Source organism: Actinomyces sp. 594 (assembly GCF_019325145.1).
In the GTDB taxonomy this organism is placed as follows: Bacteria; Actinomycetota; Actinomycetes; order Actinomycetales; family Actinomycetaceae; genus Actinomyces.
The window spans coordinates 9,354-20,764 of record NZ_PIZC01000013.1 but is presented as its reverse complement, the minus strand read 5'-3'; the positions used below and the strand labels follow the sequence as shown (position 1 = coordinate 20,764).

13 protein-coding genes are annotated in these 11,411 nt (G+C 67.5%); 3 read left to right on the top strand and 10 right to left on the bottom strand.

Annotation, left to right across the window (positions count from 1 at the left end; genetic code table 11):
- Positions 1-378: 378 nt before the first annotated feature.
- Positions 379-2,061, bottom strand: a complete 1,683-nt coding sequence (ettA, locus tag GZ998_RS01750; RefSeq protein ID WP_161923733.1) for an energy-dependent translational throttle protein EttA — start codon at positions 2,059-2,061, stop codon at positions 379-381.
- Positions 2,062-2,333: 272 nt separating this feature from the next.
- A complete protein-coding gene (locus tag GZ998_RS01745) occupies positions 2,334-3,275 on the bottom strand; it encodes a CPBP family intramembrane glutamic endopeptidase (protein ID WP_219108587.1) in 942 nt (313 codons plus the stop codon).
- A 144-nt stretch (positions 3,276-3,419) separates the two neighbouring features.
- Here GZ998_RS01745 and GZ998_RS01740 point away from each other — a divergent pair, with 144 nt between their 5' ends.
- The 3 genes from GZ998_RS01740 (at position 3,420) to GZ998_RS01730 (ending at position 5,213) form a co-directional block, all read left to right on the top strand.
- Positions 3,420-4,466 (top strand): S66 peptidase family protein, encoded by a 1,047-nt coding sequence (locus tag GZ998_RS01740; RefSeq protein WP_162679235.1) that lies wholly within the window; start codon positions 3,420-3,422, stop codon positions 4,464-4,466.
- Positions 4,467-4,686: 220 nt separating this feature from the next.
- Positions 4,687-4,935, top strand: coding sequence for a type II toxin-antitoxin system Phd/YefM family antitoxin (locus GZ998_RS01735; protein WP_161923731.1), 249 nt, complete (start codon positions 4,687-4,689; stop codon positions 4,933-4,935).
- A 14-nt stretch (positions 4,936-4,949) separates the two neighbouring features.
- On the top strand, positions 4,950-5,213 hold the full coding sequence (locus tag GZ998_RS01730) for a type II toxin-antitoxin system RelE/ParE family toxin (protein WP_161923730.1): 264 nt from the start codon (positions 4,950-4,952) through the stop codon (positions 5,211-5,213).
- A 46-nt stretch (positions 5,214-5,259) separates the two neighbouring features.
- Here GZ998_RS01730 and prfB read toward each other — a convergent pair whose 3' ends face one another.
- The 8 genes from prfB to GZ998_RS01690 all read right to left on the bottom strand — a co-directional run bounded on the left by prfB (position 5,260) and on the right by GZ998_RS01690 (position 11,371).
- Positions 5,260-6,381 carry a peptide chain release factor 2 gene (gene prfB / locus GZ998_RS01725; protein ID WP_161923729.1) on the bottom strand — a complete coding sequence of 374 codons (1,122 nt, stop codon included), beginning with the start codon at positions 6,379-6,381 and terminating at the stop codon, positions 5,260-5,262.
- Between the two features lie 126 nt (positions 6,382-6,507).
- A complete protein-coding gene (locus GZ998_RS01720; RefSeq protein ID WP_238994302.1) occupies positions 6,508-7,032 on the bottom strand; it encodes a glycosyltransferase in 525 nt (174 codons plus the stop codon).
- Between the two features lie 8 nt (positions 7,033-7,040).
- The gene (locus GZ998_RS01715; protein WP_308807133.1) at positions 7,041-7,550 is read right to left on the bottom strand and encodes a peptidase T4; all 510 of its coding nucleotides are present in this window, start codon (positions 7,548-7,550) and stop codon (positions 7,041-7,043) included.
- Positions 7,547-7,966 carry a TadE/TadG family type IV pilus assembly protein gene (locus GZ998_RS01710; RefSeq protein ID WP_161923728.1) on the bottom strand — a complete coding sequence of 140 codons (420 nt, stop codon included), beginning with the start codon at positions 7,964-7,966 and terminating at the stop codon, positions 7,547-7,549. The genes GZ998_RS01715 and GZ998_RS01710 overlap by 4 nt, the downstream gene beginning before the upstream one ends.
- 52 nt (positions 7,967-8,018) lie before the next feature.
- Complete coding sequence (locus tag GZ998_RS01705) at positions 8,019-8,216, bottom strand: hypothetical protein (RefSeq protein WP_161923727.1); 198 nt, start codon at positions 8,214-8,216, stop codon at positions 8,019-8,021.
- Between the two features lie 91 nt (positions 8,217-8,307).
- On the bottom strand, positions 8,308-9,240 hold the full coding sequence (locus GZ998_RS01700; protein WP_161923726.1) for a type II secretion system F family protein: 933 nt from the start codon (positions 9,238-9,240) through the stop codon (positions 8,308-8,310).
- Positions 9,237-10,088 carry a type II secretion system F family protein gene (locus tag GZ998_RS01695; protein WP_162679237.1) on the bottom strand — a complete coding sequence of 284 codons (852 nt, stop codon included), beginning with the start codon at positions 10,086-10,088 and terminating at the stop codon, positions 9,237-9,239. The genes GZ998_RS01700 and GZ998_RS01695 overlap by 4 nt, the downstream gene beginning before the upstream one ends.
- The gene (locus tag GZ998_RS01690; RefSeq protein ID WP_162679238.1) at positions 10,088-11,371 is read right to left on the bottom strand and encodes a CpaF family protein; all 1,284 of its coding nucleotides are present in this window, start codon (positions 11,369-11,371) and stop codon (positions 10,088-10,090) included. The genes GZ998_RS01695 and GZ998_RS01690 overlap by 1 nt, the downstream gene beginning before the upstream one ends.
- Between the last annotated feature and the right edge of the window lie 40 nt (positions 11,372-11,411).

Below are 11,411 nucleotides of genomic sequence, written 5' to 3'. Positions count from 1 at the left end.
GGCCACGGATCGATTCGATCCGTGGCCCCACCCGTTTTGTCGGGTTGTCGACGCCAAGGTATGCGGGAAGGCGGAGACGGACTCAGGTCATCTTCCCCTCCCCTTCCTCCCTCACGAGCGTCTACTACGAACCTTTGCACCCTGGTGTGCAGCGAAACGTCGCACACCAGGGTGCAAAACGTCGTAACAGGGCACAAAGTGTCGCAATAGACGGCCGGGGGCAGGCCAGATGTTCGCGCTGCGGCCTGCACCGCGACTCCATCGCCTCGCAAGCTCGAGCAAGCTCGGCTTGGCTCGGCTCAGTCGCGCGTGTTCACCCTACGGGACCAACGCGACTCCATCGCCTCGCAAGCTCGAGCAAGCTCGGCTTGGCTCGGCTCAGTCGCGCGTGAGCTTCCTATAGGTGACGCGGTGGGGGCGGGCGGCCTCGGCGCCCAGGCGCTGAACCTTGTTCTCCTCGTAGGAGGCGAAGTTCCCCTCGAACCAGTACCAGGAGGCCGGATTCTCCTCCGTGCCCTCCCAGGCCAGGATGTGCGTGGCCACGCGGTCCAGGAACCAGCGGTCGTGGGTGATGACCACCGAGCAGCCCGCGAAGTTCAGCAGCGCGTTCTCCAGGGAGGACAGCGTCTCAACGTCGAGGTCGTTGGTGGGCTCGTCCAGTAGGATCAGGTTTCCTCCCTGCTTCAGGGTGAGCGCAAGGTTCAGGCGGTTGCGCTCACCGCCGGACAGCACACCGGCCGGCTTCTGCTGGTCTGCGCCCTTGAAACCGAAGGAGGCCACGTAGGCACGTGAGGGCATCTCCACCTGGCCGACCTGAATATAGTCCAGCCCGTCAGAGACAACCTCCCACAGAGTCTTCTTCGGGTCGATGCCGGCACGGTTCTGGTCCACGTACGACAGCTTGACCGTCTTGCCGATCGTGAGCTCCCCGCCGTCGAGCGGCTCCAGGCCCACGATCGTCTTGAACAGGGTGGTCTTACCGACCCCGTTCGGACCCACGATGCCGACGATGCCGTTGCGCGGCAGCGTGAAGGACAGGTTGTCGATGAGGGTGCGGCCGTCGAAGCCCTTCTTGATGTTGGTGGCCTCCAGAACCTGGTTGCCCAGACGCGGGCCCGGCGGGATCTGGATCTCCTCGAAGTCGAGCTTGCGGGTGCGCTCGGCCTCCGCGGCCATCTCCTCGTAGCGGGCCAGACGTGCCTTGGACTTGGCCTGGCGCCCGCGCGCGGAGGAGCGCACCCACTCCAGCTCGTCCTTCAGACGCTTGGCAAGCTTGGCGTCCTTCTTGCCCTGGATCTCCAGGCGCTTCTCCTTGGTCTCCAGGTAGGTGGAGTAGTTGCCCTCGTAGGGGTAGAGGTGACCGCGGTCGACCTCGGCGATCCACTCGGCCACGTGGTCCAGGAAGTACCGGTCGTGGGTGACGGCGATTACAGCACCCTTGTAGGTCTTCAGGTGCTGCTCGAGCCAAAGGACGGACTCGGCGTCGAGGTGGTTGGTGGGCTCATCCAGCAGTAGCAGGTCGGGTGCCTCCAGCAGCAGCTTGCACAGGGCCACCCGGCGGCGCTCACCACCGGAGAGGTTCTTGACCTCGGCGTCCGGCGGTGGGCAGCGCAGGGCGTCCATGGCCTGCTCCAGCTGGGAGTCCAGGTCCCATGCGTTTGCGGCGTCGAGCTGGTCCTGCAGGGTGCCCATCTCCGCCATGAGGGTGTCGAAGTCGGCGTCGGGATCGGCCATGGCGGCGGAGATCTCGTTGAACCGGTCAAGCTTGCCCTTGAGCTCGGCCACACCCTCCTCAACGTTGCCAAGCACGGTCTTTTCCTCGTTCAGCGGCGGCTCCTGCAGCAGGATGCCGACGCTGTAGCCCGGCGACAGCCGGGCCTCGCCGTTGGAAGGCTGGTCGATGCCAGCCATGATCTTCAGGATCGAGGACTTGCCGGCGCCGTTGGGGCCGACCATGCCGATCTTGGCTCCCGGGAGGAAAGCCATGGTGACATCATCCAGGATGACCTTGTCACCGTGCGCCTTGCGCGCCTTGATCATCTGGTAGATGAATTCAGCCACAGGTCTGATACGCCTTTCGAAAGGGGTTGCTCGGATTCGCTCGTGCCCCGACGACGACGCTCCCCCGGCCGCGCCGGGGTGCGGCTCACGTCGTCGGCGCGCACCACCTCCCAGCCTACGGGAGCGGCGGGCCGACGACGACGGCGCAAGCCCGTGACGCCATGCACTCACCTCCACGCCGCTGCGAATACCCACACAACCCGCCCAGCACACCCACGAGCCCAATGAGCCGGTATCCCGCGTTAACGCAGCACGCTTACGGCGCTTCCGGCTCAGGGGTGTCGTGGTTGACTGACGCCGTAGATGCTCCGGGCAGATGTGCGGGGCCGGCGGGTGCGCATCTTGTGAAGCAGCACCACAACCACTCCAGCAACGAGCCACAAGCAGCCTATGACAACCCAGGTGACCGGCTCGTCCACCGGGACGCCGGTGCTCACCGCCAATAGGTTGGACAGGTGGAATCCACCGTGCGCGCCCACGGCCGCCCAGGTCGAGCCTGAGACCCAGCGGGCCGCCATAGCGGCAGCCCCGAAGCCGAATGGCATGGCCAGGTAGATGACACGCTCACCCCATCCCTCCTGACCCCCTTGGGAGACCAGATGCATGACGGTGAAGGCAAGAACCGTCACAACGGCCGCCACCCGGGTGGAGCCCAGAGAGCGGAACAGCCATCCCCGCCACACCAGTTCTTCGGGGATCCCCTGCAATAAGAACCCCAGGGCAACCTGAATCAGGATCGCTGACCACCACGTGTCACCCGGCATGACAGGCTCCTTCCGGGCGATGCCGAGCGCTTCGTCTACGGCCCCGGCCATCGGCATAACCGCAAAGGCGACGGCGATCATGCCGACGCACCAGGCCAGTGCACGCGGGCTCGGGCGCATTGCCAGGCAGACGGGACTCGCATGGTCCAAGCGGGTGATCAGCAGCCGAGTGCATATGAACGCGCAGAGGGTCGCCGTGGACATGATTGCGAGGGCGGCCAGGCAGACCACCAGTAGTCCCGCCGTCCCCCAGCCGAAGATCTTTCCGTCCAGCAGCCTCCCTACTCCCGGTATGGCCATGACGAGCACCGGCACCGTGGCGCTAAGCAGCGTAACCGCGATGGCAATCGCTACCCGCAGCACGGCGCCGCGCATACCCGGCCGCCTGGCACGCGCCTCCGACTCCGCATCTGTTTTGACTCGTGCCCCGATGATCTCGCGTGCGCTCATATCGATCACGTTAAGTGGCGCGGGTAACAGACACCAGAGCCAGCACCGTTAACCAGGGCCGACACGCCACGGATTCAGGGATCTGTACGGGTACTCCCCAAGACCCTTTACCATCCTGTACCCGTCAGCGTATGGTTCAAAGGCATGGATTCGTTGACTCAGCCCCGGAAGGCCGAAGCGGGCGACAAGATCGCGGTGCTGTCGCCGTCGCTGGCCGCGCCCGCGATCGGGCCCGCCGTTCATGAGCAGGCGTTGGAGCGGCTTCGCGCCATAACCGGCCTAGTGCCGGTGGAGTTCCCCACTACCCGCCGTCTCGGAGCGACGGCGCGCGAACGCGCCGACGATCTGAATGCCGCCTTCGCCGATCCGAGCATCCGCGCAATCATCGCCACCGCGGGCGGCGACGACGAGATGACGGTCCTGCCACTCCTCGATGCCGAGCCGCTCCTGCGCGACCCCAAGCCGGTACTCGGTTACAGCGACAACACCAACCTTCACCACTGGCTGTGGTCGCACGGTGTGTGCAGCTTCCACGGCGGCGCCACCCAGGTTCACCTGGGGCCCGGGCCAGATGTGGACGCCATTCACCGCGCCTCGCTGCGCGCCGCACTGTTGACGGGTGAGTCACTGGAGATCACCGAGCCGGGATACTCGGAAGACTTCGGCAAGGACTGGGCCGACCCGCGAGCGCTGACCGAATACGGGGCCCGTGAGCGGACCGATTCATGGCTGTGGGACGGGCCGGCCACGGTAGTCAGTGGGCCCGGCTGGGGCGGTTGCTTGGAGATGCTGGTGCTTGGGCTTGCCGCAGGGCGCATCCAGGCCGATGCCAGTGCCCTCGATGGCTGTGTGCTGATGCTAGAGACCTCCGAACTACTGCCGAGTCGGGAACTGGTGGCGGGCATGCTGCGCTCCTTGGGGGAACGAGGAGTGCTTGAAGCCGCAGCAGCCATCCTGCTGGCGCGACCGCCCGCATCCAGTTTTCAGACACCCAGCGACGCGGAGGCACGCGCTCGATATCGCCGTGAACAGGCTCAGAGTGCGCTTGAGGTCATCAGGCACTACAACACAGCGGCACCGGTGTGCACTGGAATCCCATTCGGGCACACCCGGCCCCAGTGGATCCTCCCCCACGGCGGCGCACTCACCGTCGACGCCGCGTCCAGGCGGATCACTGCCTCATACGCCTGAGGACTCTCGTGGGCCGGGGCGTGTCTGCTTGGCGCGCACGGGCGTGACCGCCCCGGACGTCGACGTCAGTGCTGCTACCTCCCACGTCTCGGACGACATCCTCGAACTACGCACCGTCTCTTGCATCACGCTAAGACTCATCCGCACGCCCAACGCACATCAGTCCCGAAGAGCCGACAACCTCTATGTACATTTCATCGAGCGAGATGTACATTGAAGCATGACTGTCGTCACCATGTCCCGCGCCCGTGCAGAGCTCCCGGCGATTGTGGACGATGCCCGCGAAGGCGCCGTCTTCCTGACCAAGCGGGGCCGGACCGAAGCCGTTCTCATCAGCCCAGCGGCCTATGAACGCATGCTTGAGGCACTCGAGGACCAGGAGGACATCGCCGCCTACGACGCGGCGATGAGCGAGGAAGGCCCCAACATTCCCTGGGATGAGGTCAAGGCCGACCTCGGGCTCGACTAGGCAAACGCCCACCCATGCGCTACGAGATTGAGGTGCGCCCCGCGGCGCTCAAAGCCCTGCGTCGCATCGACAAGCGGGATCAACGCCGGATCCAGGGGGCGATCGCCCTGCTTGCCACCGACCCGCGCCCTCCCGGATGCCGCCTTCTCAAAGGCCGTCCCGCCTGGCGGGTACGCGTGGGAGATTCGGGCAGATACAGCATCATCTACACGATCGACGACGGCCGACTCGTCGTCGTTGTGGTCACACTCGGACACCGCCGCGACGTTTACCGCTGACCGGGCCGCTCCGCTCAGCACGAACGGGCCGGAAACCCGTGCGGATTTACTCTGCGGCCTGCTCCTGCTGCTTGCGCCAGCGGATGCCGGCGTCGATGAAGCCGTCGATGTCGCCGTCGAACACGGAGTCGGGGTTGCCGACCTCGTAGCTGGTGCGCAGGTCCTTGACCATCTGGTAGGGGTTGAGCACGTAGGAGCGCATCTGGTCGCCCCAGGAGGCCTTGACGTCGCCCGCCAGCTCCTTCTTCCTGGCGTCCTCCTCCTGCTGCTTGAGCAGCAGCAGGCGCGACTGGAGCACGCGCATGGCGGCGGCACGGTTCTGGATCTGGGACTTCTCATCCTGCATGGACACCACCAGCCCCGTGGGCAGGTGGGTGATGCGCACGGCGGAGTCAGTAGTGTTCACGGACTGGCCGCCGGGCCCGGAGGAGCGGAAGACGTCTACGCGGATGTCCGTCTCGGGGATGTCGATGTGGTCGGTGGACTCGATCAACGGGATCACTTCCACGGCAGCGAAGGAGGTCTGGCGGCGTCCCTGGTTGTCAAAGGGGCTGATGCGCACCAGGCGGTGAGTTCCACCCTCCACGCTTAGCGTGCCGTAGGCGTAGGGGGCATGCACCTCGAAGGTGACGGACTTCAGCCCCGCCTCCTCGGCGTAGGAGGTATTGAGCACCTTGACCTGGTAGTCGTGCCGCTCGGCCCAGCGGGTGTACATGCGCAGAAGCATCTCGGCGAAGTCCGCGGCATCGACACCGCCCGCACCGGAGCGGATGGTGACCACGGCGTCGCGCTGGTCGTACTCGCCGGACAGCAGGGTGCGGATCTCCAGGTCGGACAGGTCCTTACGCACCCCGGCCAGGTCCTGCTCGGCCTCGGCAAGCAGCTCCGCGGCGTCCGCCCCGGACTCCTCCCCCGCCATCTCCACCATGGTCTCCAGGTCGTCGATACGCCCTCCCAGCGCCTGCACGCGCTTGAGATCGGCCTGCGCGTGCGACAGAGCGGAGGTGACCGCCTGGGCGGCGTCGGCGTCGTCCCAAAGGTTGGGGGCGGCGGCCTGCTCGGACAGCTCGGCGATACGCTCACGCAGCGCCTCAGGATCCGTCACGGCGACGACGGATGCGTAGGTGTGTCGGAGCTGCTCGATCTCGGCGGGGAAGTCTGTGGCCACGGGGCCGAGTCTAGAACAGACCCGGGCACGGCGAAGGGCTCATAGCGGAGCATGCCGTACACGTCATCCGCCCGGCAGCCACTGTCCGCCGTATTGCCTAGCTGCCTAGCTGCCTACCGCACCGTTTCACATTCCAGTGGTGGCGCGGGCGCTGCCGGTAGCGGTGATAGTGAACCCCGCTGCAGGTATCACGCCCCAGGGCAGGAAGGGCGGCTGCGAGTGCGCCGTCAAGGTGACCACTGCGGTGGCACCATCCGGGCTGGATGCCGCTGCGATCCGCAGGTCGGCCAGGTCGACGGGCTGAGTCTCCAGATCCGCGACCGCGGCAGCCTGCACGCTGGCATCGGATAGCACGCCGGGACCGGTCCCAGTACTGGCACCATCGAAGTAGGAGTCCTCCTCGACGGCGTCGGCCGCCGCCGCTGCGGCCGAGTCAGCCAGGGCCGTCAGCGTCTTCAGGTCCAGGTAGACGGCGCTGGCGGAGGCGAGGGTGAGAACCAGCGCCAAAACCACGGTGATCAGCCCGATCCCCAGCAGCAGCGTCTGCCCATCCTCGACAGCTGAAACTGCCCGCACCCGAGCGAGCCACCGACGCAGGCACCCAGCCGACCGCCGCGCCCATGCGGCTGCCCCGCATTCCCGCAGCCCCATGCCGACAGTCACGGCTGGCCTTCCGTCCCGGCGAGGGTAACGGACCGTGCCGCATCCATGACGACCACATTGCGTCCCAGCCCCGCTGTTCCCAGCAGTGGCAGGTCCACGCCCGCCTGGACTCGCACCACGGCGGCGCTGCATGCGGCATCAGCGCAGACGACAGTCATCGCAGTCGCAGGATCAGCGTCGACGCCCTGGTCTGACAGGGCCAGCTCCACTGCGGTACGGGCGTGGGCAACGGCCGCATCTCCTGGCTCCACCTCCAGGATCCGGCTGGCGGCGTCGGCAGCCGAAGCCACCGCGAAGGACGCCGCCTGAACCTGCGCGAGGGCGACCAGCAGGTAAACCACCGGCACCACCAGCAGCACGGTCCAGCCAATGAACTCCACCGGCGCGTTGCCCGCCTCCGGGTCCCTACCACGCAGCACGCGCGCGTAAATACTCTGCCGCGGGGGCGGTTGCCCCCGGTTGCCGTTGTGGCCGGCACGGCGCCGACCGATCGCCGAACAGCTCACGGCTCCTCCCCCTCCACGCCTGCCAGCGCCGCCTCGTCGACGGCGTGCCCGGTAACGTGCAGCGTCCCGCCGGGACCCAGCAGGCCGAGCACCGGCAATGGCGCGACCACCTCCACCTGCACGACGGAGAGCCCGTTGGCGGTGGTCCTGGAGACGGCGACCTCCTGCACGTAGCCATCCGCGAGGGCGGCATCGGCCAGGGCGCGTACGCGCGCGTCCGCCTCGGCCGTGGTACCGCCGACGAGGGCGGCACGTCGGGCTCCCTCGCCAGCGGCGTCGGTCAGCACGTTACGCACATGCAGACCGAGGGCGAGCTGTAGCAGCGCTACTGACACGGCAATCACCAGGATACCGACGAGCACAAAATCAACGACGGCCGCCCCCTGCTCACCGGTCCTCTCACGTGCGCGGAGCATCCGGAGGCTGCTGGCCCGGGACCGCCCCAGGGCACCAACCGGCGTATGCGGCTCAGATGGCACCGGTGACCTTGGCAATGGCGTCATTGAAGACCTGGGTGAGTGCTGGGCCGGCTACCGCCCAAAGGGCTACCACCAGGCCCGCGGTCATCAGGGTTACCAGCACCCAGCCGGGGACGTCACCGCGCTCGTCGGCCATGCGGCCGAGAGCGGCTTTCAGGCGGATGCTCAAGCGGTTGAGGGTGTGCATGGGATTCTCCTTATTCATGAGTGGTTATGAGTGATCTGAGACTTGCTGAGGCGGGTGCTGCTGCAGCTGCGGGCGGGTAGACGCAGGCGGGTCATAGGCCGATCCGCAGCACGAACAGCCCCGGGAACAGAGCGAATACGACCGTGATGGGCAGGATCAGGAAGACAACGGGGACCATCTGCGCGATCTCGCGGCGCCCGCCCTCCTCCATGAGGGAGCGGCGCGAGGCCTCGCGGGCATCGGCTGCCTGTGCGCGCAGCACGTCAGCCAGCGGGGTACCGCGTTCCAGGGCGACGGCGATGGCCTCCGACAGGCGGGTGACGTGCAGGGAGTCGACCCGGTCCTCCAGGTGGGCCAGTGCCGTGGTGAGTACCGTTCCGGAGTTAACGTCGGCAAGGGTGAGTTCTAGTTCCTCGACGAGCTCCCCACGGCCAATGTGCACCAACCGCTCGATTGCGGCGACGGGCCCCTGGCCGGCGCCGACGACGAGCGCGAGCAGCTCCACAACGTCGGGAAGCTGGGACTCGATGCGGCTGCGGCGCCTCTCCACCGCACGAGTGAGCCACCAGTCGCGTGCCGCTGCGCCGCCTACGGCCGCGAGCAGCACACCGACGATCAGCACGGGCACGTTGACGCGCCAGGCCAATGAGAGCACCAGTCCGCCTCCGGTGGCAATGGCTAGGCCCGCTACTGCCCACAACAACTGCTGGATGCGCAGCTCCTCATAACTCAGCCCGGTGCCGGAGCGGGCCAGCCGACGCCGCACCGACTCGGCGGAGGAACCGATCGCCTCGAGTACCCCGCCCAACCGGGTGACCATGTCCAGCAGTACGCCGCTGATGGTTTGCCCATCGGCGGTCGGTGAGGCGGAGGCCAGTAGCCGTGACGTGCTGGGACGCGGATGGACATAGGGCTCCAGCCGACTGATCAGGCCGGGGCGGCGACGGCGCACGGCGTCGGCAACCATGAGTATTCCGCAGGCGGCGAGCAGGCCGGTCAGCGCGCCGGCGAGGGTTGGGCTCATCGCAGCACCCGATCTTCCTCGGGCAGTCTCCCGAGCCAAAGCATGAGCCTGTAAGCGACCAGGGTCGCCGCCCCGCCCACGGCTAGGACGAGGGCGCCCGTGCCGGTGGCGTAGGCGGCCGCGGCCTGCGGACGGGTCGACAGCATGGCCAGCACGATCCAGGGTGCCGCCACGGCGACCCGCGCCCCGTTGACGGTCCAGGACTGGCGCGCCTCCAGCTCGCCGCGAGTACGCATGTCCTCACGCAGCATCCGTGACAATGCACTGAGCAGCGCAGTCAAGTCAGTTCCGCCGACCTCGTGGGCCAGGCGCAGGGCCTCAACAATGCGGTCGGCCACGGGGTCGGCGAAGCGGGCCTTGAGCCGGTCCAGGGACTGATCGAAGCGGGCGCTGGTGGCGTAGTCGACGCCGAAGGCGCGAAACTCCTCCCGGATGGCCTCGGGGCCGCGCTCACCTAGATTGGTCAGTGCCTCGGGCAGGCTCATGCCGGCGCGCACCCCCGAGACCAGCGTGTCCACCGCTTCCGGCCATACCTCGCGCAGATTGGTGCGGCGGGTGCGGGCGCGGGAGGAGACGATCAGCAGGGGCGCGCTCGCGGCGATGGTGCCGAAGGCCGCCGCTATGGGCCAGGCGCGGGACACACCGAGGAACAGCAGGGTCACCATCACCCCCAGGACGAGGCTGCCGACGATGAACAGGGCGGGGCTGGTGCGGCCGACGCCCGCCTGGACCAGCAGGTCGGCCAGGTGCCGCTGCCGTTCGGAACGCCACTTGGGCGGCTCGGTTGTCAGGGCGAGCCAAACCAGGACCATGCCGATACCACCCAACAGCCCGGCCACGGCACCCATCAGGACCACTCCCCCGGAATCACGGCCGCCGGGTGCCCGGTCGGACGGGTGTACGGGGTGTCCTCGGTCAGCAGCGCGGCCAGATCGTGGCCCGCGCGGGTGTAGCGTTCCGCGGCCGGGGGCATTCCCGGTCCGCGCACGAGCCGACCTGCGGCGTCGCGCTGGAATACCTCAGACATCTCGATGGTGCCGTTCTCCACTCGGCCTGACAGGGCGGCGATCTCCCGCACCTGGCGGTGCCCGTCGGCGCCCAGGTCCAGGTGGACCACTAGGTCGACGGCGGAGGCGACGGTGGGAACCACAAAACCTGCGGAAACGTTCTCTCCCGCCAGTAGCGGTAGGGTGCAGATCTTGACAACCGCCTCCCGGGCGGAGTTGGCATGCAGTGTGGACATGGATGGCAATCCCGAGTTCATTGCGATCAGCAGGTCCAGAGCCTCCGCCTCTCGCACCTCGCCTATCAGCAGCCTGTCGGGGCGCATGCGCAGCGCCTCCTTCACCAGCCGCCGCAGGCTGATCTCCCCCACGCCCTCCAGGTTGGGTGCGCGGGTCTGCATGGCCACACAGTCGCGGTTGCGTAGCGCCAGCTCAAAAACCTCTTCGCAGGTGATTACCCGTTGCCCGGCGGGGATGGAGCCGGCCAGCGCCCGCACCATGGTGGTCTTGCCTGCCTGGGTGGCGCCGGAGACGAGGATGTTGAGCCCGGCCTGTACGGAAGCGTCCAGGAAGGCGGCAGCGTGTTCGGTCAGCGAGCCCATGCGCACCAGGTCACTGGTGCGTGCCGCGCGGGAGGTGTGCTTGCGGATGTTGACCGCCCAGTGCTGGGAAGTTATGGGTGGAATCGCCACGTGTAGCCGTTCGCCCCCGGGTAGCTGGGCATCCACGAAGGGGCTGGCCAGGTCCAGGCGGCGGCCGGAGGACCGCAGCATCCGCTCCACCAGGACACGCAGCTCCTCGTCCTCCAGCAGGGTGGTGGTCAGTTCCGGGCGGCCCGAGCGGGCGACGAATACGCGCCCGGGGGCGTTGCACCACACCTCCTCCACCGTGTCATCATCGAGGTAACGCTGCAACGGGCCGAGGCCGGCCAGCGCATCGACGGCGCGCGCACCTGCGGCCTCGGGATCCGGCAGGGGCGGGACCAGGCCGGCGTCGGCGCGCGCCACGTAATCGGCACTCGCCTCGGCGACTAGCGCCTCCAGGGCAGGAGTGTCCGTCAGCGGGTCGATGCCGCGACGGCGGACCAGCTCGCGTATTTCGGAGTGAAGCAGCGCTGCGGCATCCATACGGACCTCACTGACTGGTTGGATTGGGAGATGAGAGTTG